The organism is Paraburkholderia rhizosphaerae (assembly GCF_004366595.1).
GTDB lineage: Bacteria > Pseudomonadota > Gammaproteobacteria > Burkholderiales > Burkholderiaceae > Paraburkholderia > Paraburkholderia rhizosphaerae.
In genome coordinates, this window is sequence record NZ_SORE01000011.1 from 218,794 (window position 1) to 244,803 (window position 26,010).

Annotated in this window: 33 protein-coding genes; 19 read left to right on the forward strand and 14 right to left on the reverse strand. The window is 62.0% G+C overall.

The annotated features are described in order from the left end of the window. Positions 1-235: 235 nt before the first annotated feature. Positions 236-1,375, forward strand: coding sequence for a primase-helicase zinc-binding domain-containing protein (locus BX592_RS16645; RefSeq protein WP_134192902.1), 1,140 nt, complete (start codon positions 236-238; stop codon positions 1,373-1,375). A gap of 96 nt (positions 1,376-1,471) precedes the next feature. Beyond that, a complete protein-coding gene (locus BX592_RS16650; RefSeq protein WP_134192903.1) occupies positions 1,472-1,696 on the forward strand; it encodes a hypothetical protein in 225 nt (74 codons plus the stop codon). 75 nt (positions 1,697-1,771) lie between these two features. Here BX592_RS16650 and BX592_RS16655 read toward each other — a convergent pair whose 3' ends face one another. From BX592_RS16655 to BX592_RS16665, 4 genes are all read right to left on the reverse strand, one after another. Beyond that, positions 1,772-2,020 carry a hypothetical protein gene (locus BX592_RS16655; protein WP_134192904.1) on the reverse strand — a complete coding sequence of 83 codons (249 nt, stop codon included), beginning with the start codon at positions 2,018-2,020 and terminating at the stop codon, positions 1,772-1,774. Next, positions 2,020-2,163 carry a hypothetical protein gene (locus BX592_RS33855; RefSeq protein WP_166676377.1) on the reverse strand — a complete coding sequence of 48 codons (144 nt, stop codon included), beginning with the start codon at positions 2,161-2,163 and terminating at the stop codon, positions 2,020-2,022. Before BX592_RS33855 ends, BX592_RS16655 begins: the two co-directional genes overlap by 1 nt. Before the next feature lie 93 nt (positions 2,164-2,256). Next, complete coding sequence (locus tag BX592_RS16660) at positions 2,257-2,586, reverse strand: hypothetical protein (protein WP_134192905.1); 330 nt, start codon at positions 2,584-2,586, stop codon at positions 2,257-2,259. After that, positions 2,586-3,608: a PRTRC system protein D gene (locus BX592_RS16665; RefSeq protein ID WP_134192906.1), complete on the reverse strand. Its 1,023-nt coding sequence runs from the start codon at positions 3,606-3,608 to the stop codon at positions 2,586-2,588. The genes BX592_RS16660 and BX592_RS16665 overlap by 1 nt, the downstream gene beginning before the upstream one ends. A gap of 1,080 nt (positions 3,609-4,688) precedes the next feature. Between BX592_RS16665 and BX592_RS16670 the strand changes: the two genes are divergently transcribed. Further along, entirely contained in the window at positions 4,689-5,819 is a 1,131-nt protein-coding gene (locus BX592_RS16670) for a helix-turn-helix domain-containing protein (RefSeq protein WP_134192907.1), read from the forward strand. 141 nt (positions 5,820-5,960) lie between these two features. Here BX592_RS16670 and BX592_RS16675 read toward each other — a convergent pair whose 3' ends face one another. The 9 genes from BX592_RS16675 to BX592_RS16715 all read right to left on the reverse strand — a co-directional run bounded on the left by BX592_RS16675 (position 5,961) and on the right by BX592_RS16715 (position 12,125). Then, complete coding sequence (locus BX592_RS16675) at positions 5,961-6,632, reverse strand: Lar family restriction alleviation protein (protein ID WP_134192908.1); 672 nt, start codon at positions 6,630-6,632, stop codon at positions 5,961-5,963. Between the two features lie 279 nt (positions 6,633-6,911). Continuing rightward, positions 6,912-7,862: a phage Gp37/Gp68 family protein gene (locus tag BX592_RS16680; RefSeq protein ID WP_134192909.1), complete on the reverse strand. Its 951-nt coding sequence runs from the start codon at positions 7,860-7,862 to the stop codon at positions 6,912-6,914. After that, positions 7,859-8,323 carry a hypothetical protein gene (locus BX592_RS16685; RefSeq protein WP_134192910.1) on the reverse strand — a complete coding sequence of 155 codons (465 nt, stop codon included), beginning with the start codon at positions 8,321-8,323 and terminating at the stop codon, positions 7,859-7,861. Before BX592_RS16685 ends, BX592_RS16680 begins: the two co-directional genes overlap by 4 nt. Positions 8,324-8,722: 399 nt before the next feature. Next, a complete protein-coding gene (locus BX592_RS16690) occupies positions 8,723-9,013 on the reverse strand; it encodes an ASCH domain-containing protein (protein WP_134192911.1) in 291 nt (96 codons plus the stop codon). Then, positions 9,010-9,483, reverse strand: a complete 474-nt coding sequence (locus tag BX592_RS16695) for a hypothetical protein (RefSeq protein ID WP_134192912.1) — start codon at positions 9,481-9,483, stop codon at positions 9,010-9,012. The genes BX592_RS16690 and BX592_RS16695 overlap by 4 nt, the downstream gene beginning before the upstream one ends. Before the next feature lie 37 nt (positions 9,484-9,520). Further along, a complete protein-coding gene (locus BX592_RS16700; RefSeq protein WP_134192913.1) occupies positions 9,521-10,771 on the reverse strand; it encodes a DUF1173 family protein in 1,251 nt (416 codons plus the stop codon). Positions 10,772-10,847: 76 nt separating this feature from the next. Further along, positions 10,848-11,555: a hypothetical protein gene (locus BX592_RS16705; protein WP_134192914.1), complete on the reverse strand. Its 708-nt coding sequence runs from the start codon at positions 11,553-11,555 to the stop codon at positions 10,848-10,850. 28 nt (positions 11,556-11,583) lie between these two features. Next, on the reverse strand, positions 11,584-11,781 hold the full coding sequence (locus tag BX592_RS16710; RefSeq protein ID WP_134192915.1) for a hypothetical protein: 198 nt from the start codon (positions 11,779-11,781) through the stop codon (positions 11,584-11,586). A 122-nt stretch (positions 11,782-11,903) separates the two neighbouring features. Then, complete coding sequence (locus BX592_RS16715) at positions 11,904-12,125, reverse strand: hypothetical protein (protein WP_134192916.1); 222 nt, start codon at positions 12,123-12,125, stop codon at positions 11,904-11,906. Positions 12,126-12,715: 590 nt separating this feature from the next. Here BX592_RS16715 and BX592_RS35020 point away from each other — a divergent pair. The 14 genes from BX592_RS35020 to BX592_RS16785 all read left to right on the forward strand — a co-directional run bounded on the left by BX592_RS35020 (position 12,716) and on the right by BX592_RS16785 (position 23,713). After that, positions 12,716-13,264 carry a DNA methyltransferase family protein gene (locus BX592_RS35020; RefSeq protein ID WP_341804429.1) on the forward strand — a complete coding sequence of 183 codons (549 nt, stop codon included), beginning with the start codon at positions 12,716-12,718 and terminating at the stop codon, positions 13,262-13,264. A 216-nt stretch (positions 13,265-13,480) separates the two neighbouring features. Beyond that, positions 13,481-15,139: a PRTRC system ParB family protein gene (locus tag BX592_RS16725; protein WP_134192917.1), complete on the forward strand. Its 1,659-nt coding sequence runs from the start codon at positions 13,481-13,483 to the stop codon at positions 15,137-15,139. Between the two features lie 84 nt (positions 15,140-15,223). Then, positions 15,224-15,700: a PRTRC system protein E gene (locus tag BX592_RS16730; protein ID WP_134192918.1), complete on the forward strand. Its 477-nt coding sequence runs from the start codon at positions 15,224-15,226 to the stop codon at positions 15,698-15,700. An 8-nt stretch (positions 15,701-15,708) separates the two neighbouring features. Continuing rightward, positions 15,709-15,927, forward strand: coding sequence for a PRTRC system protein C (locus BX592_RS16735; protein WP_134192919.1), 219 nt, complete (start codon positions 15,709-15,711; stop codon positions 15,925-15,927). A gap of 96 nt (positions 15,928-16,023) precedes the next feature. After that, entirely contained in the window at positions 16,024-17,178 is a 1,155-nt protein-coding gene (locus BX592_RS16740) for a PRTRC system protein F (protein WP_134192920.1), read from the forward strand. Continuing rightward, positions 17,175-17,912: a PRTRC system protein B gene (locus BX592_RS16745; RefSeq protein ID WP_134192921.1), complete on the forward strand. Its 738-nt coding sequence runs from the start codon at positions 17,175-17,177 to the stop codon at positions 17,910-17,912. The genes BX592_RS16740 and BX592_RS16745 overlap by 4 nt, the downstream gene beginning before the upstream one ends. Positions 17,913-17,914: 2 nt before the next feature. Next, positions 17,915-18,556: a PRTRC system protein A gene (locus tag BX592_RS16750; RefSeq protein WP_134192922.1), complete on the forward strand. Its 642-nt coding sequence runs from the start codon at positions 17,915-17,917 to the stop codon at positions 18,554-18,556. After that, positions 18,553-19,383, forward strand: a complete 831-nt coding sequence (locus BX592_RS16755) for a PRTRC system ThiF family protein (RefSeq protein ID WP_134192923.1) — start codon at positions 18,553-18,555, stop codon at positions 19,381-19,383. The genes BX592_RS16750 and BX592_RS16755 overlap by 4 nt, the downstream gene beginning before the upstream one ends. After that, on the forward strand, positions 19,380-19,574 hold the full coding sequence (locus BX592_RS16760) for a hypothetical protein (RefSeq protein WP_134192924.1): 195 nt from the start codon (positions 19,380-19,382) through the stop codon (positions 19,572-19,574). The genes BX592_RS16755 and BX592_RS16760 overlap by 4 nt, the downstream gene beginning before the upstream one ends. A gap of 500 nt (positions 19,575-20,074) precedes the next feature. Further along, positions 20,075-20,536 carry an outer membrane lipoprotein gene (locus BX592_RS16765; RefSeq protein WP_134192925.1) on the forward strand — a complete coding sequence of 154 codons (462 nt, stop codon included), beginning with the start codon at positions 20,075-20,077 and terminating at the stop codon, positions 20,534-20,536. Positions 20,537-20,628: 92 nt separating this feature from the next. Beyond that, entirely contained in the window at positions 20,629-21,021 is a 393-nt protein-coding gene (locus BX592_RS16770; protein WP_134192926.1) for a hypothetical protein, read from the forward strand. A gap of 3 nt (positions 21,022-21,024) precedes the next feature. After that, a complete protein-coding gene (locus tag BX592_RS16775) occupies positions 21,025-21,501 on the forward strand; it encodes a hypothetical protein (protein WP_134192927.1) in 477 nt (158 codons plus the stop codon). Positions 21,502-21,706: 205 nt separating this feature from the next. Beyond that, positions 21,707-22,123: a hypothetical protein gene (locus BX592_RS16780; protein ID WP_134192928.1), complete on the forward strand. Its 417-nt coding sequence runs from the start codon at positions 21,707-21,709 to the stop codon at positions 22,121-22,123. Between the two features lie 78 nt (positions 22,124-22,201). Further along, positions 22,202-23,713, forward strand: a complete 1,512-nt coding sequence (locus BX592_RS16785) for a hypothetical protein (RefSeq protein ID WP_134192929.1) — start codon at positions 22,202-22,204, stop codon at positions 23,711-23,713. 70 nt (positions 23,714-23,783) lie between these two features. Here BX592_RS16785 and BX592_RS16790 read toward each other — a convergent pair whose 3' ends face one another. After that, positions 23,784-24,269, reverse strand: a complete 486-nt coding sequence (locus BX592_RS16790; RefSeq protein ID WP_134192930.1) for an SET domain-containing protein — start codon at positions 24,267-24,269, stop codon at positions 23,784-23,786. Positions 24,270-24,505: 236 nt separating this feature from the next. Here BX592_RS16790 and BX592_RS16795 point away from each other — a divergent pair, with 236 nt between their 5' ends. Together BX592_RS16795 and BX592_RS16800 are read left to right on the forward strand one after the other, a co-directional pair. Continuing rightward, positions 24,506-24,748, forward strand: coding sequence for a DUF3717 domain-containing protein (locus BX592_RS16795; protein ID WP_134192931.1), 243 nt, complete (start codon positions 24,506-24,508; stop codon positions 24,746-24,748). 82 nt (positions 24,749-24,830) lie between these two features. Next, the gene (locus BX592_RS16800; RefSeq protein ID WP_134192932.1) at positions 24,831-25,856 is read left to right on the forward strand and encodes an ATP-binding protein; all 1,026 of its coding nucleotides are present in this window, start codon (positions 24,831-24,833) and stop codon (positions 25,854-25,856) included. The last annotated feature ends 154 nt before the right edge of the window (positions 25,857-26,010 follow it).

Consider the following 26,010-nt stretch of genomic DNA (forward strand, 5'->3'; position numbering starts at 1 on the left):
CGCGGGCCGCATGGTCTGCCTGCTGATCCCGAACCTTCTCACCTTCCGCTTCTTCACCTCCCGAACTGTCTCACCGTTCTGACGACCGCCTTCACGGCGGGTCGTCAGACGCATTTCATCCATCCCCGATCCACGTTTGCTGAAACAAGCCGCCCGGTTAAGGCCGCTTGTTTGAGCACGCGTTTTCACGCCTGTCTCAGGCATCGACCAACCCACTTCCTGAAGGAGAGTGACCATGAGTTTGAATGGAGGAGGGCTCGCGCCCGAAAAGTATGAATGGCTGCAGCGCAAGCTGAAGGAATTCACGCTCTCCCCGGAGCAGTGGATTGCGCTCCTCGTGAGCTATGGTGTGCCTGCAGACCGTCTTAATGGCAAGGCATGCGAGTGTCCGGTTTGTGGCGGGACCGATCGCTTCACGTACGACAACAAGCGTGGGCGTGGCGACTGGGTTTGCCGTCACTGCAACAACGGCGACGTCATGGCAGGTGATGGGCTTCAGCTGATCACGCGGGTGAACCGGATCGGTCTGTACCGGCTGATGCGCGAACTCGACGGTGGACCCGGGCCGCGACCCATGCGCACCGCTGGGTCTGCTGAAGTGCCGAAACCGAAGCGCAAGGCAAGTCCGGAATTCATTGCGAAGCGTCTGAACTCGATGTGGGAGGCCGCGAAGCCTTTGGCGAGCGGCGACCTGGCAATGCGCTACCTCGGCACACGTGTCCCGCGATTGTGCGTGGCGCCTTCACCGGCGTTGCGGCTTGGCATGCTCGAATACCGGCACGAAAAGAAGATCATCGGCAGCTGGCCGGGCATCATCGCCCGTTACGAACTGCCTGACGGACGGCTCGGCACACTGCATCGCACGTTCCTTGACCGGATCAAGCCTGCCAAGGCAGCGATTGTGTCGCACGAGGGCGAAATCCTTGAACCGAAGCTGAACGATATGACGCTTAACCCGCTCGCGGGCGGCGCGGTGCGACTGATGGACCCGGTTAACGGAGAAATTGGCGTCGCGGAGGGTCTTGAAACGGCGTACGCGGCGTTCATGAAGTTCGGCGTGCCGGTCTGGTATTGCCTGAATCGCGTGCTGTTACGGCAGTTTGTCGTGCCTGAAGGTCTCGGTATTCGCGTGGTGCACATCTTCGTTGACTTCGACAACGTGGACCCGAAGACATTGAAGTCACCGGGTGTGTCTGACGGTGTCGAACTGGCGAAACGCCTTCGTGCCGACGGGTACACCGCGATCATTCATCGACCGAAGGCGCGTGGCACTGATTTCGCCGACGAGTGGTTTGCGCAGGCTGGCAACGACGTGCCGGCGGTACCGAATGCGCCGGCAACGGACTTGAGACCACTGTCGGCAATTGCGGCCTGAGAGATCTATAGAGGCCGGTAACGCTGGCCACCTTTTCAATCACCCGATGGGAACTCCCATCGGGAGAAAACCACGGGCTTTTTTCTGGAGTCGGAATTGAGCGCTTTCCGTGTTCTTGTAGGCGGCTTTGCAATCATCGCAACCAACGGCGTCGCCGGCGGACGCCAGCCTGTGGGCAAGTCCGACGCTGTGGCGTTTGACGTCGTGGATCGGACGGCGAGCGGCAACACGCAGTACGCCTGTCGCGACCAGTCCTTTTTCGATGCGTGGGATTTCTGCACGCGGCGTCTTGCGCTTGTGGCGGCTTCTAAACCGCACTGAACGACACCCCTGAAACAAAAGCGGCTCCCACACACACGTGGGAGCCGCTTTTTTTTTCGTCCGTTGCATCCGCGCCTACCAGTAACGCAAACGCAGGAACCACTTGAGGACGACGAGCGCGCCGAGCAGGACGACCCACAGGCCACTCGCCCAGGCGAAGCCGATCCAGCCGATGAGCAATGCCAGGCCCGCAAGGTCGTCGCTCACCGGCTGGATCTTCACACCGAAGACCAGCACTGCCAGGAACAGTACGGTCAGCAGCGCGCGGCGCGCAACGAATGGCAGGCGGGCGAATGCCTGGTAGTAACGCAGCAGCGGTTCCATCAGTCGTTCTCCTTGCCATGAAGGGCGTCGAACAGAAAGTCGGCGCAATACCAGCCGGCAACGCCGCACGCGACGGCGGTTGCCACGAAGAGCCACGTGCGCGGCTCGCCGAGCGCGTGAATGAGTTGGTGCAGCATGTCCATACGATCTCCTCTTGCACCGGTGCACGACGCCACGCGCCGTGTACACCAATGCGATAACTCATCTTCGCAGGCTGGGCGCAAAGTCAAGCTCACCTAGAAGAACGCAGAAAACTGGTCCGCGATACCCGCGGAATCGTAGCGCGCAGCGTCGCCTTCGTTGGTCGGATTCGTTCTCATCTCGTCGGATGCGGTCAGATGCAGCGGCAAGGCGGTGTCTGATTTCGTGCCTGTGACGACTGTGGCCACGCCGGCATTCTGTGGAGCGGGCGTGAACGGCTCCGCGTGGTGGAACCGCAGTGCCGACTCCGCGATCGAGCGCAGCAGGGCGGCACGCTCGCGCGGTGTTCGCGCTTCGCTCAGTTTCGCGTGCAGCAATGGCGTGGTCACCGCATCGATGACCAGCTTCATCGGAAACTTGTCCATCACGCCTTCGTGGTATCGCGCGTACGTTCGCGCGCGAGGCCAGCCTCGCCCACAATCAGGAAGCCCTTGGCGTTCGCCAGACACGGTGCATCGATGACCTCGATCGTCACGCGCGGGAACGCCCGCCGGATCGCGTGCGAGTACAGCGCCGCGCCGCCGCCGGACAGGACGATCGAGCGCACGTTCGTGAGCTGCCCGACGTTGTTCTGCATTTCCTTGACGACGCCGGCAATGAGCGGCTGCGACTTCTCGAGGTACGGGTCGAGGTCGATGTCCTTGCCGTAGAAGAAGAAAGGCGTGCGCTCGCGCAGTGCCTTGTCGATCCGCTCGAGATCTTCGACAGCTTCCCCTTCGTCGCGTGCAACAAGGCCGGCGATACGCTGGTAGATCTGCGACGCGCCACCCGGGATACCGCCGCTTCGCTTGTCATCCATCGTGAAACCGTTCGCGTACACCCAGTCGGTGGTGAAGTAACCGACGTCGACCACCAGGTGCGCACTGTCGCGGCCAAACTCGTTCTGCCGGTTGCTGGATGCGGACACGAGCGAGCCGAGCGGCTGTGGAATCACGACGACCTTTTCGACGCTTACTCGGTGTGCGCCGGCATCGATCTCGCCCGCGAAGCGTTCCTTGAGCGTCGTGGAGAACCGCTGCATGTTGTGCACCGGCAGGCCGAGCACCAGTCGCTCGATCTGCGTGACGCCGGAGAAATGCATGGCGCCTGCAAGCAACGCAGCATAGTTATCGGACAACACGAAGTCGTTCGACAGTGCACGGCCGGTATTGCCGTAGGCCGCGGTGAGCGACACGTCCGGGCCGACCTCGTATTCAATGCCCTCGACGCAGATGATGGCGACCTTGCGCGAGGCGAGGACATTCTCACCGTAGCTGGACAGCATACGGCTCGCGGCGAGCGGCGCGAGCGAAGGAAACATGCCGGTTGCGATGGTGCCGCTGGCTGCGCGGTACGCGTATTTGGTGTTGCCGTAGCCGACGTCGATGGCGAAGACGGGGGTTTTCAAGAGCGCTCCTAGGTGACGGGTTATCGGAGCCTCGAAGTGACAGATAACTGACACTTAAGTGTCACTTCGTGCGCGGCGTGTGCGGATCGCCCCGCAAACTGACACTTAAGTGTCAGTTTGGCCTCGATCCAGTCTAGCGAGCACGGCACGAAGTCAAGTCAGCCAAAGCGTGCTGCATCAGTCCCGCTTTCAGTCGGTTCACGCCGCCAGCGATGCCCTATGCTGGGTTCACCTACCGCGTCATCGACGCATCGAAACGGAGTGCCAAGGCCTCTGCTCGTCTTCAATCAGGCTCTCATTCGCCTGAATCATCAAAGTGACCACGGCCGCACAGTGACGCGGCTTTTTTTTCAATCACATCAAGTACACAGCGATCCAAGGTGAGGATGGCTGAACCCTGCGATATCCATACGATCGGCGGCTGTTTTGCGCCGTGTACACGCATGAGGGAATGTGGGGGCGGACAGTTGGACAGTTCGCGCCGCTCCCTGTGTGTCTAAGCGCGCCCTTTCAGCGAACGATGCTGGGTGCACTCAGGAAGCCCGATACACCGCGGCTGACATGAGTGTGCTTGGGGGCGGGGGAGATCATGCGGGCCGGCAACGCCGGCGAACGCGACTCCCTGGACGGAAGAGATAACGGTGGGCGTACCGTACCCGAACACGCAACAGGAATTGCCCGGCACATAGCCCGGTGCGGTCACCGCCACGCGGATGACGCGCCGGGACGCGCAAAGCGTCAGGCTGGCAGGGTAGCCACGAAGCTGTACGCGCGCAGCGGTTTGCGCGCAGCGCCGGACACAGGTCCGCGCAAATTCATTGGCAACACCAGGCGCGAAGCGCGGGTGTGGTGATGGAGGCAGCAGGTTGGACAGTCCAAGCGCACGCACTTCCCGTGTCGCTGGCTGATCGGATGGAATCGCTAAAGGTTCAGGAAGCGCAGGACACTACGCCGGGGGAAAACCGGCGCAGCCGCAGGCAAATGCGGCAACGGAGATACGCACGGCGAGGGCGAATGCGGCATCAGGTAGGGATGCCGGTCCTCGCGGAGCGTGACGGACAACGAATAATGGAGCAATGCATGGCTGCAATCCTGAATGTGCGCGCAACCGTGCGCGCATACCGGCTGCCGGCGGCGTTCGCCGATGAGCTGATCAAGCTGTTCGATACACACGTGGCGGACATCCATAGCAGGAGCCGCGTGAGCCGCAAGGTGCTGTCGATCAAGACGCAGGAGCAGCGCGCAAGCGCCCTGTGCAAGGCGTTTGTGGAATTGCGCGAGCACGGTTACGCGCTGCAGACGCCGTGGTCGCTGAAACAGAAGCACATCGAGTTTCTGGTGAAGCTGTGGGTCGGCAAAGGGCAGAGCGGTGGTCGCATCGAGAACAAGCTCACGTATCTGCGGGCGCTGGCGGACTGGATCGGCAAGCGCAATCTGGTCGGCACGCTCGCCGACTACGTGGACAGGGAGAAAAGCGGGCTGGTCCGCTCGTACGTCGCAACGGAGGACAGGTCGTGGGAGGCTCACGGCGTCGACGCGGCGGCGAAGATCGAAGAAATCGCCCGGACGTGTCCGTACACCGCGGTGCAATTGAAACTGCAGGCGGCGTTTGGTCTGCGTGTCGAAGAGAGTTTCATGCTGCGGCCAGCAGAAGCGGCGCGAGATCCGCGGACGCTGTCGGTGACGCGCGGCACGAAGGGTGGCCGGGCGCGCGACGTGCCGGTCGAGGCGAAGATCGGAATACTGCAGGAAGCCGCGCGGCTCACAAACGGTTTGACGGGTTCAACGGTGCCGGCCGACCGGACACTGCGGCAGTGGCGCGACTGGTACTACTACGTGCTGGAAAAGCATGGCGTCACCAGGGCGGGACTTGGCATTACCAGCCACGGGCTGAGGCACGCATACCTCCAGACGCTCTACGAGCGGGTGAGTGGTGTACCGGCGCCGGTCAAAGGCTCCGACGAGCGTCCCGACACCGAGCGGCATCTGGAAGCGATGCGTCAGGTAGTGGAAGCGGCGGGGCACAGCCGCCGGACGAAGGCGAATGCCTATCTGTCGACATTCGCAATGCAGGACAGAAAGAAGCGCGAGGCGGTGACGGCCGGTCAGGTTCGCGAAGCGCTCGAGCGGGCCAACGGCAATAAGACGCATGCGGCCGCGGCGTTGGGCATCTCTCGGCAGGCGTTGTATCGGGCCCTCAGCGAGGCGTGACCAAACGACCGTGAAAATCGACCTTCATAGCGTTGAACGTCCGCAACCGCCGCCGGTCACAATGATCCTGTCTCTCAGGTTCTAGTTGGCCCTCGGAAATTGGCTAGAACCACTTGAAGCCGGCTTCGCGCCGGCTTTTTTTTACCAGCGATCGCGATCGGGCATGCCATCGATCGCGGCAGCGATGCGGTCCTCGAACAGCATGTCGCTGTGTTCGCGCGGTGTCGGGATCTTTGGAAACTGGATATGTCGTTCTCCATCGATATCGACCCACTTTGCAAGTTGCATGAGCTTGCGGTAACGCGCTGCGTCGTGCAGGACCGGGTCGATGGGCCACGAGTCGATCGTAACCACCGTCGCATCAACGAGGCGCTGCGCGAGCTGCGCGAAGATCGGCCCGCGTTCGGCCCAGTCTCCATCATTGCGTGCCAGCAGGTTCAGGACATACTGGACGTCGCAGGCGCCGAGTTCCTTTTCGATCAGCTCCTGAAGGGTCTCGCTGGTGGTTGCCGGGCGGTCAAGCCGCCGGTTCCATATCGCCGCGCAGCGGTCCATTGCCGCTTTTTCGTTGTCGCCGACCGGCTCCCAGTCGGTGGTAACGCTGCACTCGGTGCAAAAGATCGACACGAGCTTTTCGGTTTGCGGCGCGGTAAGCGGGCGCGGCAGCGTATCGCCGAGCCGCGGCGGGCCCGCGTCCTTGCCGAACTCGCTGTAGTCGTATTCCGCGTCGCCGAAGCGTGCGACAACACGTTGTGAGCGGCCGATCTTCGGCCGGCCGCCGCAGTGCGGGCAAGGGTAAAGCTGTTCAATCATGGGTTGGAGCGGAGCGGGTGAGGCAGGGAGTCGCATTATTGCCGCTCCCGGGACTTTCGGATACCCCGAACATCGCCCGGCTGCGGTGTCAATTCCGGCGACGAAATCGTCATACGATTCGCATATCTGCCATGCGAACGCTCGCGCGACGCGAAGCGCCGCACGGGGCAGCAAGGTTTATGACGACCCTGTTTCTCGCAGATGGATGGCTACCAATCGCGGAATCCGTTGTGTGGGCAACCGTCCAGTGGGTGCCTTGCCTTGCGGCTTTTTCGCCGACTACCTCGGGAACTCCCTGAAGCGCAAGGTCTCTGGCCATTCCGTCTGGATCGCGCCTTTCCTGTCGCTGATCGCGTGCGGCTTGCCCTCATGGTTCATCGGGCGCGCGCCGAGCTGCTTCACGAACAAGGGCACGCCAGCTGTCTGACATTGCCGCACGATATCTTCTTCCCATCCCAACATCGTCGGCCGTGCGCCATGCCCACTCTCGCCACCGACGATCACCCAATCGATTTCCGCTGAGCTGAAGCCACTGCCATCCTCGGCATATTCAGTAGTCGGTCCATGGATCCACTCAGCGCTGGCCGGGCAGTCAGGGCACGATTCCATCTCCTGACCGCAGCACATGCCGATGGGGTCGAGCCACGGCTGGAGATCGACCGGGCCAAGCAGTGGCTCCATTGACAGGAATCGCCGCCGGGCGGGTGTCATCAGCAGCTTTCCGATGTCGCGGTCCGCTTCTTCCTGACTGGTGATCGTTGCGCCGATCCAGACGTTCGGCCATGGCACGTCAGCCCAACGCGTGAGCCCGTGGGACAGCGTGCCGAGTGCATCATCAAGCATCGCGTGCGCGTTACCGATTCTCTTGGTCAGAAGCAGCCAATCGAGATTCGGTGTGTCGGCGATCAACTGCAACAGGTCAACGCGCCATGTCGGATCCACCGCGTTATCGAACACGTCGGCCAGAGACGCGCAGAATACCCGCTGGCGCCGCCCGTGCAACGCGAAAAACGACTCGTGCGCATCGTTCCAGCGCTTAGGTGTGCCCCAGTTCTCCGGCGACGTACGGCGTCGAGGGGCACTCGGCCCCCAGTTCACTGCAATGCCTTTGCCAAAACGTCGATTACGCGTCTCTGCATAGCAGTGGTCACAGCCGGGTCCGACCTTTTGGCAACCCTCCCAAGGGTTGAACGTGTGATCGGTCCATTCGATCTTGCTGTTCTCGCTCATGCCATTTCCTCGCTGCTATGGGCGACTGGAAGACCGAACCCGGATGCACGCCGGGCGCGCGCTTCAGCCCGGTTGAGGAACGCAGCGAACGCGTCCTCACTAGAAAGCGGTGCGTCGCCGGCGTTTAGCGCGATGGCGCGGCCGATTGCCGGACCGAGGTTCTGGAATGCCGCGAAGTCATGGTCGTTCGCGAGCACGAAGAAGTTCCAGCGGGCCACGAAATGCCACCAGGCCTTTGCGCGGTCCAGCTCCGCCCACGTTGCCTTGAAGTCGAGCAGCGAGCCGTGGTTGCTGAAGAGAACACAACGTACGCCGGTTTCGGCCGTTGCGGCGGCAACGATCTGGCGGCCGCCCGAAATGGATTCCGTGTCGTGCGCGGCCGCGATCAGCGCGGGAAACCGGCATTGCCACTCGCGCGAGCGCGAGACAACCCGGTCAATAAAGAAGGATCTGCCTTGCATGCTGTCCTCGTGTTGGTGCTTCAATTTAAGGGTGATTGCTTGTCCAGCATGCCGCGTTGGCAATGAAGTCAAGGAGTGTCCGGAGGGTCGGGATTGGCGGAACACAGTGGGCCAGTCGATGAGGAAAATAAATCGAGGTTCTGATGGCGTGCGTCTATGCTGGACGAGGGCGTGGTCTGGCAAGTGGAGGCGCAATGCATCCCATCGGCATGTATGTTTCGGACGAGTACGTGGCCTCAACGCTGCGCATCAGGGTGCGCAGACGCACGGCGTTCAGAGGGCGAGTGCGGTTTATCAATCACCCATTCTTCGAATCGATGACCTACGTTTGCCCGATATCGCGGGACACGGCAATTGAGGCGCTCGCAAACGCGGTTGACGATGCCGAGCAACTGCTCGTCATGGCAAGACCGACGCGTCTGCGACGTTGATCGCGAAGACGTCGACGGGCAAGCAGCCGAATTCCGGGTGCGTAATCACGGTGAGGCGGCAGCCGAGCCACGGGCGCACTAATCGACGAGCGTGATCGGTGCCTTTCGGATAGCCCCAGGTGAGAACGATCTGGTCATATTCGCGGCCTTCCAGGCGCTTGCGCCAGTATGGCGTGGCGAGCCGGTACTCCTCCGGTTTGAGACCGTCGCGAATCTGCTGGAACCAGATGCCTTTGAGACGCAGGGTCAGCGTCCTCACGATGCACCCGCTCGTGCCTTCAATACCGTGATGGCATCAAGCAGCGCCTTGCTCCAGCCTGCGTATTCATCGCCCACACCGAGCGCTTGCCTGATCGCGGCAAGATCACGGCACGCACACCGGTAGCCTTCCTTGTAGGCCTCGAGATCCGCAGAGCCAACCCGTACGCCCTCTTTCCACGCATCACCGAGCGCTATCGTTCCTGCACTCGCCTCGTTGGGAAAGTTGCTGGATAGCCACTGCCCAAAGAGCGCGCGTTCGACATCGTTCCATCCAGGCGTGCCGTCATGAGTCTGGACCGCGTTCAGGTGGTCGATCGCCTCGCGCAGGCGAAAGGCGAGCGGGTCGGCGAATTTGCGCAGCGCGACTTGCTCGTCTTCGGTCGCAGGGGCCGACGGTAGCAGTGGCGTGCCGGCAATCTTCGCAAGACGCAATGCGTCCTGCAGCGCGGTTCTCAGAATCGAAAGCATGGTAAATCTCCGTAGCGCGAATTGCGCACGCTTCAGGCTAGGCGGTTTGCGACGAAGTCAAGCTCGCAGCCCGACGATGGACAGGCTCAGGCAGCGTGACGGCGGACAGTTCGGTGCGGTCGACGTCCCACTCGACGGCAGGAATGCCGCGCTGGCGTCGCAGTTCCCGCTTTTCCGCCTTGCGTTCCTCATACGACGCCACGCCATTCATGCCGTAGACCTCGATATGGGTGCGGGGCTCGGTGTCGCGCAGCACGAAGTCGGGCAGCATGTCGTCGCCGTCGGCAAGCCGCATCTGCTTTTCAAACGATCGATATTCGGAAACAAGCCGGTTGGCCATTGACACTTCGTGGATCGAATCGCACGGGACATACGCGCTCGAGCAAAGCATGAGTGCGAGATTGACAATACGCAGATGCCCCTTGACCGTCTTCTCGACAAGCAGCGCGGCAACGATCCGCGCTGCGCGATCGCCCAATGCCTTCCATGCGTGCGGCCACGTTTTTGCAGCGTGATCGAAGAGCGCGGGGCTGGCGTAGTACTTCCGGGGGTTTTGCCGCAGCACTAACGAGTGACCGTACTGGGTGGGTGTTACTTCGGCAACCTCGCCGATCAGCACGCCGCGTCGGACAGCGCCGCTCCCGTTGGTCAGGCCGGCAACGAACGCGTCGAACTCGGCATTGATCGCAGCGCGGTCTGCTTCTTGATACCGGCGCATCACATGCAGCACGTCCTGCGCGCCGCGACCGTTCACGACAGCGTCGCCGAGCTCCGCGAGGAGCTGCGCGTTGCACAACCCCCAGTGACGGGTGGTGCCTAGGCCGTTCCAGCAGTGCAGGCCGGCCGAGGCCCACAGCGTCTGCAGGAAGGCGAGTAGCGTAGCGGAGCGCCGGCCCGCGCGGGTGCCGCCCGGTGGGGTGGTTATGCCGGCGCTAGCGCGGACATCACGTTGTGTGAGCGAGACGTCGAGTTTTATATTGAGGCCCGCAGGCGTCGCGACGATCGCCGCTTTGGGGTCATCGCCACCGGGTAGCGGGCGGCGGTTCGGATCCTTGTAGAAACCACAGCCCGGCGCATGCCGATGACCGTCGTCGGGCCAGCCCGCGAGGTGAAACAGGCTGCGATAGCGGCGGATAACGAGGCGCAGGTTGGCGTTTGCGGGTTTGCACAGGCACAGCGCGAAACCGGGCGTGATCTTGGCCCGTTCGAGACGCCGGGCATATTGCCCGGGATTTTCCTGAACGTCTTCAAGTGGAACCGTACCGCCATCGAACGATACATGCGCCATCTGGAAACCTCATTAGGAAACTGGCCGCGCGCGGGCGGCGATTAAATCGGTAGTCAGGTATGGTTATCCGCCGGCCCTAGCGCTCGGATGATGCCGTTGCGAACGCGATGTTCACCGGACCATTCATGGCGGCATTGACCGCGCAGCGCACGCGATTATCGAAGTCGGTGCGGAACCGGTTCTCGATCCTGTAGCCGAGACGGTAAGCGAACATGGAACCCGCCAGCACGAACCACGTCCCGCCGGCCAGCGTGACCAGCAGATGACCGATGGCGTAGATCAGCGTGGCCGGACCGGCAGCGTTTTGCGCGGCCGCTTGCAGGCTTGTCAGCGCGGCAGCCAACGATCCCGGATCGGCGAACGCTTCGATTCCGAGATACCAGAACACGACAACCGGGACGAGTAACAACGCAGCCCACAGGCAGTTTCCAGCATAGGCGAGGATGGCGACGAACTGCGCCACATAGTTGCGGGCATCCATCCAGGACTCGAGTTCGAGCTTACGGTATTGCGTCTCGGCCATCCGGCCCGCGGGTACGCCGTTGATGTGGACCTCGAGAACAGACGATGCCTCGGACCGTGCGATTGCATCGCGCAACGTACGCAATTTCGCGTACCGGCATGATTGTGCGGCCGCCGCACAGGCGAGCGCGATGACGGACGCGGTATACCAAGCGATCTGCCCGGTCGTCGCGATCATTAAAGCGACGAATGACAACGCGGCTGTGGCTGCGATGAATGCGGCTGTGCCGGGCAGGATGTGACGGGCGGTGAGCAACTTCATGGTGGTCTCCCAGTGGGTAGGTACGAGGCTATGCATCGAGCGGTTCGGCGAGTTCCGCAGGACCTTTCCAGTGCGAGCCGTCCAGATCGTCGACGACTACGACGATGTCGCTGCTGAGGTCGTGAAGCAGGACCGTTCCTTCACCGAAGCTACCGGGTGCGGTCTGGAACGACACACGTCGCGTTACGAGCGAGTCGGGTTCTGGCTGGATGCGTCTTTCGGTCATGGGTTCGGATGTGCGTTGGCACTTTCGCCTGCTTCTGATTCTGGCGCGTGTCTTTAGATGTCAAGCGGTCAAAAGGGGGGTAAAAATGAAGGCTTTGAGTGTGAGCGTCGCGGACCATGGGCCTAACCGCAAAAGCTATATCGTTTCGTCGAGCTTTCCGGGTTAAGGCCGTCAACTGGTTGACGGCTGCGGGTGTTGCCTACGTTTTGAGCGCGCCAGGCGCCAACTGCTGCGGCCGGCGGTCGGAGCACGATATCCACAGACTTCTCCACTTCTTCTGTGGATATCGTGCCGCGTGAGATCTGGATCGCGCGGATCAAAAGCAGCCGCGAATTCGTGTCCATTCGACGCGGCTCGCGAGATGAGCGTCTCTAGAATCGAATGGCCTTTCGCGTCATCGACGCATCGAAACTGTCCGCGTATTTCTTCTTAACCCCGACGGGTCCACACCCGTTGCGGGCGTGCTCCCGTCTCTTTTCGGAAGCACCTTGAACCGTGAACGCATCCTTCGCCTTGGCATGCAGACCTGTGAGTCGCAGGAGTGCTGTCACAAAATTTAACTCGACTGCGGACGAACACCAGCGCGAACTGGTGAAGCTCATTCGCGAGTTTTCCCAGCGGCATCACCTGCACAGCGTGTTCTCGGACTTCGTTGAAATCTGCGCGCTGTCGATCAGCAACGGCGTCGACCGTCCGCAGTTCGAAAAGCGCGAGAAGCGGTACCTCGAAATCGTCGGTAAGTACGCGAGGGACGAAGTTGAACGTTTTGCGCAGATGTTCGCGCAACTCGTCCTGTCATTCGAGAAACGCGTAGAGGATATGCGAGGTACGGGCACGGGCCTGACCGACGTGCTGGGCGAAACCTACATGATGCTGGAGCTGGGCAACGACCGCGCAAGGGCAGTTTTTTACGCCGTATCACGTGTCGCGTCTGATGGCGATGATGATGATCGGCGACGGTGGCGATGCGGTGCGAGAGCACGGTTTCATCCGGCTGCAGGAGCCCGCGTGCGGCGCCGGCGGCATGGTCGTCGCGGCGGCCGAATCGCTCAACGAAGCGGGTGTCAACTACCAGCAGGCCATGCACGCCACGTGTATCGATATCGACCCGTGTTGCGTGCACATGGCCTATGTCCAGCTGTCGTTGCTGCACATTCCGGCGATCGTCGTGCATGGCAACGCGCTGTCCGCGCAGGTTTGGGGGGTGTGGTACACGCCCGCGCATATTCTGGACGGATGGCGCTGGAAGCTGCGCGCCCGCGCCGAAGCCGGTGCTGCAGATCCCGCTGATGTGCCGTGCCAGGGTGACGAGGCCGCCGATGAGGTGATCGCTCCTGCGCACGGACCGGTCGACAGCGACACTATCGTTGTTGAAGTGCCCGTTGCTGTGAGTGATACGGTGACGGATCTGTTTGAGGATGCGGTGCAAGCCACGCCGGCAGAGCGCATCTTCAGCGTGATCGACCAGCTCGCGCTCTTCTAGACGACGCCCGGCCATTCGTGCCGGGCTTTTTTATTGGCCAAAAGCTGGTTTGAATTCGTGCGCTTTCCGTTGCGATAGTCTGCGCCGCCGCGGTTATCGTTGCACTACCCAACGCGTCATCGACGCATCGAACCGGCCGGAACACCCGGCATTCATCTTTAACCCATCGGGAACCACGCCCGATCGGGGGCAGGTTCCCTCTCTGGAGAACCTGCAATGCAACAGCAACCTACCGTACTGCTCAGGCACATCAAGCCCGGACGCAATCCGCGCACCTACTTCGATCCGAAGAAGATGGCGGAACTGACCGAGTCAATCCGTGCGCGAGGTGTAGATACGCCAATCATCGTGCGGCCGCTGGGCGGCGACGACTACGAGCTCATCGCTGGCGGTCGCCGCTACCGGGCCGCGCTGGAGGCACACGGCGAGGACTATCCGATGCCTGTCTCGATCCGGAATGTTGACGATGCCGAGGCGCGCATCATTGCGCTCACGGAGAACATCCAGCGTGATGACATGGCGCCGTCGGAAGAGGCGGTCGCTGCGGCCGAGATCGTCGGCCTGTGTCAGGGCGATCGCGACGAGGCCGCGCGCCAGATGGGCTGGTCGCGCCCGGTACTCGACAGCCGACTCGCGTTGATGAACTGCACGAAGGCTGTGCTGGAGGCGCTCAATACCCGGCAGATCAAGCTCGGGCATGCCGAGCTGCTTGCGGCACTCGCGAAGGACAAGCAGGACGCGCTGCTGCCTGTGATCGTCGCCGAGAAGCGTACGGTTCCGGAACTGAAGAAGGTGATCGAAGCCGCTTCATGCGTGCTGTCGTCAGCCATTTTCGACAAGTCGGACTGTGCGGCATGCCCACACAATTCGGCAACGCAATCGGCGCTTTTCGGGGAATCGATTGCGTCCGGCAACTGTACGAACCGGGCCTGCTTCAACGATAAGACGGAGAAGCAGCTCGAGGCAACGGCCGCAGGCCTGCGCGAAGAGTTTCCGGTGGTGCGCATCGTGCGCGCGGGTGACAACAACACCCGCACGCAACTGGCCGTCGACGGAGCGAACGGCGTTGGCGAGGAACAGGCGAAAGCCTGCCACGCCTGCCAGAGCTACGGCGTCGCCGTGAGTGGTCTGCCCGATTCACTGGGCAAAATCTATCGCGGCCAGTGCTTCGACACCGTCTGCAACATGAAGAAGGTCGCCGCGCGGATCAACGCCGAAAAGGCGGCCGCTCCGGCTACGGCGAAGTCCGATGGTCGCAAGCCTGTTGCCAAATCAGGCGGTACGGCGGCCACACCGGATGGGACCAACGCATCGGTCGCCGTCGTTGCCGAGTCGGACAGGGTCAAGACGTACCGCGTTGCGCTCTGGCGCAAGGCGTTGCGGCGCGACATCGGCAATAACAGCGAACTGGCGCGCCAGTATCTGACTGCGATCGTGCTCTCCGGGCATTCGCGGCAGATCAGCGATACGGCGTTCCGTGGGTTCTGGGAGCGACTGACCGATGAGAAGCCGCCTGTTGATGACGTTGCGAAGGCGGCGACCGCGGTGCAGGCAACGAGCAGCGAGGTGCAGTCGAACCTGCTGCTCGCCGTTACGTTCGCCGCGATCGAAGGTCTCGACGTGACTCACCTCACGCAGCTTTGCCGGCATCACAAGCTCGACCTCAAGAAGCACTGGAAGCTCTCCAAAGACTTTCTCGAGCTGATCACCAAGTCGGAAATGATGGTTGTTGCAGACGAACTGGGCATCCGTACAGCGCTCGGCGACAACTTCAAAAAGGTGTTTGCCAAATCGAAGAATGATGTCATCGAGGCGCTGATAGCGGTCGAAGGATTCGACTACACGGGCAAGGTGCCGAAGGTGCTGAAGTTCTGAAGTCGCGGGGCGCTTCCAGCGTTCCGTTTCCCTCTGTATGTAGACGCCGCCATCGCGCGGCGTTTCTCTTTTCTGGAGTCACGAATGTTTCAGCAACTCGAAGCGCTGGTGCGAGCCAGCGGCAAGGTTCAACTCACCCTGAAGATGGACAACGACAGGATGGTCGTCATCGTCGTGCCGCAAGGCGAGGGCAAGGAAGCGGCATTGCGTCAGCCGCTGGTGCTCACGGCGACCGCTGCCGAACTCGACGAAGGGTTCGCGGCGGCGGTTCTTGCGTACTCGTCGGTTCACACGTCACTGGCTGAACAGGTCGCAGCAACCACTGCGATCCTGCAGGAAGCGGAAAAGAACTCGGCATCCAAAGCGCAAAAGTCCCTCGCGAAGGGCAGTAAGTCGATTCCGGCGAAATCCGGACCGGCAAACGGCGAGAACGCGGATGAGGGTGAAGACGACAACGATGACGACGACAGGTCAACGTCCGCGTCGGCGGCGCCCACTTCCACCGCGCCCGCGGAAGCCGGGCAGTCCTCCGGTACCGATCTCCTTTCCCTGCTCAGCTGAGGTTTGTCATGTCGATTTCCGTTGCACGTCTGGTTCGCGAGTTCGTCTACAACGGCGTCAACTTCGTTGACCCGGGCCCGACCTTTTCTCCCGAGGAAGTGCGCGATCTGTACTCCGCCCAGTATCCCGAACTGACCACGGCCGCTATCGAAGGCCCGGTCTACACCGGCGAACTGGCCCGCTACACGTTCATGCGTGCGGCCGGGGCCAAGGGCAGCCATGCGTAAGCGCGCGCTCATGCAATGCGTCGCCCGCGAGGCGACGCAAACTCCCACTGAACCGCCCGAAAGGGCGGTTTTTTTTCATGACAAGGAGATCGAGAAATGTTCGTCGATCCTCGGCCAGCTGATGCGGACGTCGCTCTCGAGCCAGTCCGCTGGCAATCGGGCCGCAATACCTCTGCCGGACGCCGGGCTGCCCATGATTTTCTGACGCTTCCTGACGTGTCGCGAGATGTCGCAGCGCGACCGTCGATGAAGTGGCCGCACGATCCGAAGGTTGCGAAGCTTGTTGCGACGCACTTCGGGTCCGGCGCGCTCAGGGCGTCCGACGTGGGGCAATATGCCGGCGCCGGTGACGCGATGGCGCAGGCGCTGTTCACCTGGATCAGGCGACAGTGCGGCACGCTGAAGCGCCTGATGTTCAGACCGGTGCTGCTTGATGTGGTGGCCGTCGAGGAACAGCTCATGTACCAGGAGAACGCCTCGGAGTTCGAGGCGACGTCGCCGCTCTATCTGGGCATCGAAACCGTCGAGGACCACGTCTACACGATTGGCGAGCGGGCGGCGCGATTGAACCTCGCCCACCCAAGACTGCTCGGTACAGCCCTCATCCTGATCAACAGGGCGTCGTTTCGCACGCTGCTGATGCGAACACCCGATGACTTCGTTGGCATGTTTGCGCAATGGCATTGGGATGGGGATCCGTGGTGTACCGATGACGATGCGATCGACGTGCTGAAAGACCGCTTTGGCGAGAAGCCGGAGGAATTTCAACACTACCTCCCGTCCGTTGTTCGCGATGAGCTTTGTCCGGACAGCATGACGATCGGGCGATACGACCTGCGACATCACAAGTGGTGCCCGTTCCCTGCCCTCGGCGTCGGGGCGCTGCGCCGTCTGCGCTGGACGCAGACCGGCTGGGTCCGCGACCTGTGCGCGGAACTGGAGCATCTGGCGCTTCTGCTCACGAAGGCGGGTCGCCGGTCGCTGTTTGACTGGGCGTTCAGACCGGAGGCGATCTACGCGGCGACGTCCATCGCGGCCGGCGACGGCTCGTATGTGGGCGATGTGCTCGACACGCACTACGAGTATTTCAACAACGGCGGCGACGGCTCGTGCTTCCACGGATTCATTCCGCTTGCCACTTCCCCCGATGACATCCGCAAGCAGTACGCGGACCTGTCGTTGGGTTTTTCCATTCTTCGACAGGTCGACCGCGTGGCTTCACTGATCACGCGCGAGGAGATGACTCAATGAAAGACGTTTATCTATCGACGGGCCACTCGCGCCCGCTGTTTGTGTCGGGTGCGATCCTGCTTTACTCGCACCCGGATGGCGGAAACAGTTTCGGCGGTCCGGTCTACGCGACGGTCCATCCCGTCACTGCCAACGGCAAACGTCCTGTGATCGGTGCGGGGCGACCGGTTGACCGCCAGGCGCTATTCACCGCGCTGGATTCGCTTGCGGAGCGCTGCGCGGCCAAGGCGGAATTTCTGCCCGGGACGGTACTCGCAATCGACCGGACTGCGGTCACCTGGTGGTGTCCGCCGGCCATGCGACGGGTGTTTTTCGAGTGCCCGGAGCTTGGCAACGTCACCGCGGTGGTGCCGCACCCAGGCCTGGTCTTCCAGGCTCGCAATAGCGGTTTCTATGTCTACGCGCTGAACAGCACGACTCGCCCGACGCCGGAAACGGCGCTGTACGAGCCGCCCTATTTCAACACCTGGGATCAGGGTTCCATCTGCATCGGTTCAGCGCGCGTTCCTGATCGAATCGACATCGCGTCGATTGATGGCTGGGAAAGCGGCTTCTTCGAATCTGCGTTCACACACCCCAATGCGGGCGGAAAACGCGTCAATCACCCACGAGGCGAATTTGCGTTCTGGAAGGAGATGCTGGCCGGCAAGTACGGCGAGCAGTTCCCCATGCAATGTCTCGTGCCCATGAAACGGACTCTCGGCGATCTGATCGCGCGAGGCCCCAAAGGCTGACAATGAATATTCTTGATACGACGTTGCAACGGTCGTTTCCGACCGTCATGGTCCCGCGCAACGAAGCCGTGGCTGAGATGCAGGCGGCCGGTGAGCGGCTGCTAATCGCTGAGAACGGTGTGTTCATCGAGATCCTCCGTCCCTGGCTTTCGCTGGTGCGCCAGATTGCGGAGTTCAACGTTCGTACGGCGGTGCCGTATGGACGGATCACTCCGTCGACGCGGCTGCTGTGCGAAACCATTCCGGCTGATCTGGTGGGCGCATTCGCGAGGATGGCTCGCGACGCGCATCCTATGGAAACGGGCGCATGGATTGTGTGGAGTCCGTCGACGCAGGCCTTCCGGCTTGCGCCGGTGGGCATCGTCACCCATACCGGCGGCTCGCTGAAGTACCAGCCCCCGGCTCTCGCGGCTGACGAAGTGCTGGTGATGGACTGCCATTCGCACGGCAGGCATCCAGCGCATTTTTCGTTGACCGACAACGAGGATGACCGGCATGACGTGAAGATGTCGCTGGTCATCGGCAACTGCGACCGTGCGAACCCGAGCATCGCCGTGCGCCTGTGCGCAAAGGGGATCTTCGAAGAAATGGAGCGCGCGCCAGCCACGTGGTATCAGGCCGCGCGCGTACCGGAGGCTGTATGACGGACGCGATCCGGCATCAGATTCCGGCACACATGGTCCAGCGCCCATGGAGAGTGATTGTCGTTGGCGCCGGCGGAACGGGCAGCGCCGTTTTGCCCGCTCTCGCGCGCCTGCACCACGCAATGATCGAACTGGGACATCCCGGTGGGATTGAATGCACGGTGTACGACGATGACACGGTCAGCACGACAAACGTCGGACGGCAGGGCTTCTATCCGAACGATGTGGGCAGCTACAAGGCGTCGCTGATCGTGAACCGGCTGAACATGCTGATGGGCACCAACTGGCGCGCGGTGACGCAACGCCTGAATGGTCGCACGGCGCTGTTCAATGTCGATGTCGTGATCGGGTGCGTCGATACGCGTGCAGCCCGGAAGGCAATTCTCGACACGGTCGGGGAGACGCATGCGTATTACCTCGACTGCGGCAATGACACGGATCGTGGTCAGGTGATTCTTGGGCAGACGATGCCGAAGAATCAGCGGAAGAAGTGTCCTGAATGGTTGCCGCACGTCGGCGAACTGTTTCCGGACCTCATCGACCCGTCGAAAGACGCTAGCGACGATACGCCGTCCTGTTCGATGGCGGACGCTCTGCGCAAGCAGTCGCTAGTCATCAATTCTGCTGTGGCGGTGCAGGCGTTCAATCTGCTCTGGACACTTTATCGGACCGGCACGCTGAAGTATTCCGGCGTGTTCGTGAACCTCGCAACGGGGCGAACGAATCCGGTGCCGATCGACGCTGCGGCATGGGCGCGCTTCGGTTATGAAGCGCCGCCGATGCCGGTGAAAAAGTCGCGGAAAACCCGCAAGGGAGCCGCGACATGATGACCGGCGCGAAGCAGATGCGTTGCGGAGGCTGCGGGGTCGACACGTTCCGGCTTTTTACTGCGGAGAGGACGACACGTATCGCAGTCGAGTGTATGGGCTGCAGGAGCGTCTCCTACATCGAGCCGGCGCCTGCGACGTTGAAGATCGAGTGGGACGATAACGCGGACGGCAAGCTAACCGTGTTCTGATCGTTCGCACGAGATCGCCTCGTTTCATCCTGTAACCAAGCGTCGTCCTCAAAAGGGGCGACGCTTTTTTGTTTCCTGTGCGCCGTCGCGTTCATGAAAAAAGGGCCTCGCATGGTATCGCGCGAGGCCTGTCCACGAGGTGCTCGTGCGATCCAAACCCGAGCACTTCGACGATAGGTCGGGATGTGCAGCCAGGCAAGGTAAGCAAATCCAATCGTTGGATGTCCGTACGCAGCAATGTTCCCAAGCGTATGGCGCGAGATCGAAAGCCGTAGTGATTTCTCGACGTTTCGGGCGTCCGATGCCCGCACCGGGCAATAAACTGGTCCTGCTTCCCGCGTCTCTGACGCATCGACCCACGCGTGCCGGCATGCTGGCGCGCTCAATCCCCCGAGCCGGATTTCCGGCTTTTCACCGGCGGACGTTTCGCCGGTCTTTCTCTCCCGACAGGGCAACCACCCTGACGGGCCGGTTGCCCGCTTTTTTTATACGAGGCAACCATGCTCAGACTCTTCATTAGCGTCCTTCTTCTGTCCGCGCTGGGCGCCTGCGCAAACGTGGATTTCGGCTCGCCGAACATCTACCAGCGCTCAGACGTCCAGCACTCTGGCACGGTACAGCATGCAACTGTCGTACGCGTCCGCAACATCACGATCCAGTCGAGCTCCGGCAATTCCGGGCTGACCTCGCTTGTGAGCGCCGGCGTCGGTGCCTTCCTCGGTTCGCGTGTCGTTGGAAATGGCAACGGTCGCTACATCGCCGCGGCGGTGGGCGGCGCGGGCAGTGCCTTCGTCGCCCAGCAGGTCTCTTCGGCGCTTTCGCGCCACGCAGGTCTCGAGATCGTTGTGCATACCGATACCGGGCGCACGCTCGTTGTCGCTCAACCCGATGACCAGCCATTCGTCCCGGGGGATCACGTACTGCTGGTCTCGACCAGCTCAGGCATGCGCGTTACCCACTGATTCATTTTCGTTGCCGGCAATCGCCGGTCCCTTCTGATTGCGAGGTGTCCCGTAAGGGCACCTCGCTTTTTCTTTTGCGAGGCAAGTACCAGATGCTGAAAATTCCCAAGGTGTTCCATGCCGATCGCCGTAGTGCGGGCGCGACAACGGACGCCAATATTACGGATCATGCGACACGCATGCTTCGGCGCGTCGCACGCGATCTTCACCTGCCGGCAGGCGAGCATGAAATCGTGAGCCAGCCGGCACGTCGTGGCTACGGCTGCAAGGTGACCCTCCGCACGCGCTCAATGATGCTTGAGGTGGCCGATTCGCCGGCGCGGCAAGCGGTGACCATGTCATTCCGGACGCGTCGCGGCCGCTCCGATCTGTCGGGCGGTGGCGACAACGTGGTACCGCTTGAGCAGCTAGCGTCGCGCGAGGGATACGAATCGCTCCTTTGCGGTCTGAGACTCGCCGCAGGCCTCGACAGCGCGGGGAGGTAGTCGATGCAGATCGTCGATGTATCGGTCGAGTTTGCGTCAGGCGCCACGATCAGTGATCGCGGAACGCTTCTGACGGGTAACTCTTTTGTTCAGGTATCCGGCCAGCTGGTCAAGGCCTTGCGTCTGATGTCTGATGCAGGTCCGCCGCCCAAGGTGACTGCGCGAATCAACGGTCGGACAATGCTGCTCGAACCCGGCGGCGATGGGCTCTTCCGCATCGGGAGCGAATCTGTCATCGCTGGCCAGTCGACCAGTTTCTGGTGGAAGCTGGTCACGCTCGTAAATTCGCCAAGCCGTGAGCAGCGGCAACAGTTCGCTCGGTTCATGCACACACTCTCGGCCGCGTCGTTGATTGGCGCGATCGGGTTGTGGCATTCCACGTCAAACTGGTCGGCCGTTAACGTGTTGAACGAGGTCGATCTGTGCCTGGCCTTTGTGATAACCTTTTATGCAGGCATGGTATCCATGAATGGAGAATGAATATGGGCTTCAGTCTTTTCGCGCTTGGCGTAGCTGTGGCTTTGTCGGCGCTTTGCCTTGTCATGCACCGGAATGGCGTCCGGGCTGACCGCGAACGCCGCCGACGCTCCCTGTAGTACACAACTTCGTTTTCGCTGGCGTTTGCCAGCGCCAATCTTAGCGGGCCGCACCTTCGGGTGTGGCCTTTTTCGTTTATGGAGTATCCATGCCTGATGTACTCGATTTACCCATCGCGCGCGGCGCGGCGCCGTTTGACCCAATCGGCAAGACTGTAAGTGAAGTTGTCCGGCAGATCGAAGAAGCGTTACGACACACCGAAATCGAACCGGAGTGGGTGGGTATTGCCAACACCATCGGCGACGACGACGAAAGCTTGTACGGCCTGCGTCCGTCCGCTCAGTGGCCCGAATGTGAGCGGACCCGCGAACGTCTTGCCATCTCCGTCGCACGCGGGCGGTGCGAAGGCTGGATCGTGCAGGTGGACCATGTCTGCTACCGCGTGGCGGCACCCACTGGCGCCGGCTCGTGGCAGAGCACGCCTCTCTTACGCATCAAGTCGTTGTCGCGATCGCAGGCCTGGTCGGTGGCGGCGGTGATATCGCGCATGCTTGACGTCGACTGAACAATCTCTTTTCTGAACCCTGACGGGGCCGCGCCCGCAGGGGTGTTGGCCCCGTTTGCATTTCTGGAGCCAACTACGATGTACACACTCATCATTCCCGGCCACAGCTTCGAAGTTGCGACGCTCGCCGGCGTCTTCAACCTGTTTTCCGACGAGCGCGTGCAGGCGACCGACACGTCGTTGATTGGACTGCATGGCGTCGCACGCGATGTCCGTGTTGTCCGCTACAACGGAAAACTGGGTATCCGTCACGAGGGGAACGCGGCTGATATCGTCGCCGCAATGTTCGACGAGCTCCGCATGCTCTGGCGCGATCCTGACGGTACGATGCGCGAGCCGTGGGAGATTCTGCCTGCAGACTGGCAACTGCTGTTTTCGTTGTTCGATCTGGCGCGGATGCCCGAGCGGTTTTTGTCCAGCGACCAGTTGGATGCCGAAAAGGCCGAAGCGCGGGACGCTGGCCGCTTCTTCGATGTGTCTGCGCTTTTCGACGCTCTCGCATCCGAACGCTTCGGGTTCGACAGGTACGGTCCGCGCACGCCGACAGGTCATGTGGATAGCCGGCACCAGCTGCACGTCGCCTACGCGATGCTGCTCAACAGGCCGGTACCGGAGCCGGTTCTTGCCGCGTACCGCGCGATGGAAGCCCCCTTCCGGCATATCGAATGGGCCGTGCCATTGCTTGACGTGCCAACCCTCCGAGGGCGATTGTCCGGTCCAAAGCTTCGCGGCCTCGCGTCGGTCATGCGGATGGAAAAGCTGGCGATCACCGAACAGAACGTCGACGCGCTCGTCACATGCGTCGACCGGCTCCCGGATGATCCAGGCTACGTTGACGTCGACGACGCGCTCTTTGCCGCCGGACTGCTTCCCGCGATGCCTCTTCCGGACGTGTATGACAGCCCGTCCGCGGTCGGTCAGCCGGTCTCGCCACTCGCGGCGCGGCTGCGACAGCTGAATGCCGACGATCATCGCGAAAAGTCACTGAAGCAGGCTGACAGCGAACGCGCCGGGAGGCGGATCAGCGCACGCCGTCACGCGCAACAGTGCGCAATGGCGCGCCTCGCGCATGGTCGCGAGTCGTTCGACTGGGCGAACCGGGTGGCCGCGTCGATCGAGCGGCGAGATGTGGCGAACCTGCTGAAGGTCTTCGACACGGCGGACGACTGGAACGTGCGCAGCAAACAGGTGCTATTCGAGTTTCACGGCGTGAAGCTTCGTGGGATGAAGTCGATGTCCCGGCGTCGCGCGATCTTCGATTTCTGCGGCCTGGACGAAGCGGCGCAGACGGCGTGGGAGGCCGACGATGCGGCACGCAAGGACGCGATGCGCAAGGCGGAAGACGCGCAGCATGCGAAAGAAATGGCGCAAAGCACGCGGTACCGGCGCGACGATGGCACCCTGATCGACGGCGCCACACATGTCGAGCAGGCAATAGCGGCCGGGTTTCGCGAGCTACGGGACTGGCGCAAGGGGGCCAGCAGGCAATATGCGCTGGTGAATCCCGATCTGAACGAAGCGCGCCGCCTTCGCGCCAAGGACGGCACGCTTGCCTATGCGCGCGCGATGCTCGAGCGGATCGCTGCCTGAACTGCTGGGGTCGCTGTTGACGTTGTTGCAAACGAAGCCGGTGCGAGAGCACCGGCTTTTCTTTTTGGCATCACGTGTTCAGCGGCGCGGTGAAGCCGTTCGTGGTCCAAGTGGATCTTGTGACGCCTGCGAGCATCGACGTGCTGCACGACAACGCGCCGCAGCGGCATTGATACTGGGAAATCACTTCCGGCGAGAGCGGTTCGTCGACGCTCAGCCCGTATTCGATGAAGAGTTCTGCGCCGGCGGCGATATCGGTTCGTGCGTGGATGAAGATCCGGCCGTGTTCCTCGATTGCCTCGCAGTTGGCGTCGCACGCGTGGTTGAGCCAGCGTGCGCTGTTGCCACCGCAGCTGCCGTCGATCACGCGCCCGCTGGACAGTCCGAAGACAAATGTATGCCCGACGGCGCCGGCGCGGCGCAAGCGCGCAGCCGCGCGACGCCATGTCGTCACTTCGCCCTTGTATTCCAGTACCCGTTCGCCCGCCCTGATCGGGCGAAGTGCGAATACACCCTTGCCGTGCACCGGCGACCGCCTCACAACTGTCCGCTTCATCCTGGTCTTCTCTCTCCGTGGCGGCGCGCATTATGCCGCAGCCCGATGACCAGTGGCAAAAGCCGTACTGAAAACCTTTCCTTTCCAGCCACAACCACGATCGTGCGCGTGCAGAATCGCAATATCAAGCGCGTCCACGACGCATCGAACCGCCGGATTCCGGCACACCATCCAGCCCCGCCGGGAACACCCCTGCGGGGTCGTTACCAGGGGCATTTCCCGTAAGGAGCAGCCCCATGAACCAACTCGCAACTGCCACGCAGGTCGTGTCGATCGCGCAGATCGAAGCGGCGATCAATGCGTGGCGCAACCGCACGCCGGTACCGGCTGGCCAGAACGAAGGCGAAGCCATCGTGCTGTGCGCCGAAGCCCGGTCGCTCGCTGACGTATACGGCGGCATGATTTTCAGTCGCCAGCAACAGATTCCGCTGTCCGCGCTGTCCTCCGATCAGGTCGCGGCGCTCGCCATCATCGGCTAGTAGCAGTTCCTTTCCACTTTCCCCACCGGGACCACGTCCCCTGGGGCGTCGTTTCGTGGGGCATTTCCTTTTCAAGGTACCCATGAAAGTTAATCCCGCGCAGCTTACCGAGCTGCTTACCGCCTTTGTTCCCGCCCGTCACCCGGTGCTCGTCACCGGCAGCCCGGGCATCGGCAAGAGCGACATCGTCGATCAGGTCGCGAAAGCGACCGGTCACGATCTGCTCATCAGCCATCCGGTTGTTGAAGACCCAACCGACTCGAAAGGCCTGCCATTTCCGTCATCGGACGGTGCCGGCGCGAAGCACCTGCCGTTTGGCGACCTCGAGCGTGCGGTGAACAGCACACAGCCCCTGATCTGGTTTCTGGATGACCTGGGTCAGGCATCGCCGGCCGTGCAGGCAGCGAAGATGCAGCTGCTGCTCGCGCGGCGCGTGGGCGACCACGCGTTGCCCGATCACGTCACGTTCGTCGCGGCGACCAACCGGCGCACCGACAACGCCGGCGTGTCCGGCATTCTCGATCCGGTGATCTCGCGCTTTGCGACGGTCGTCGAGCTCGAACCGACGATCGAGGACTGGACGGCCTGGGCGGTGCGCAGCAATGTGCCGCCCGAACTGATCGCGTTCCTGCGCTTCCGGCCGGATCTCCTGTCCGTGAAGAAGACCTCGCGCGACATCGAGAACGCGCCGAGCCCGCGTACCTGGGGCTTCGTCGCGAGAACCATGCCGGTTGTGCCGAAGTCGCTCGAACTGATCTCGTACGCGGGGTCGGTCGGCGAGGGCGCCGCGACGGAGCTGATGGGCTTTCTTGGCATCTACCGTCAGCTGCCGTCCCCGGACGCCATCCTGCTCAGTCCGGACACGGCACCGATCCCGGAGACGCCGGCCGCGCTGTATGCGGTAGCCACGGCGCTCGCGGCGTATGCGACCGATGCCAATTTCGATCGCGTCGTGACGTATACCGAGCGGATGATTGCCGCCGGCTGCCGCGAGTTTGCGGCGCTGCTGGTGCGCGATGCCGTGCGACGTACACCTGATATCCAGAATTCGCATGCGTTCATCCGGGCGCAGGGCGGCGAGATCGGCAAGATCATCCGCGGCGAATAACGCCTTCCTTTACAGCAGTACCTCCCCGTGAAGCCACGACCCGAAAGGGCGTGGCTTTTCTTTGTGCGCCCAGCATGGGCGCACTCCTGCGGGTGCAAGTCCCGCCATAAGCTGGTCATAGCGAGTGAAGTGAAGCGCAACTGCATGAGGGCGA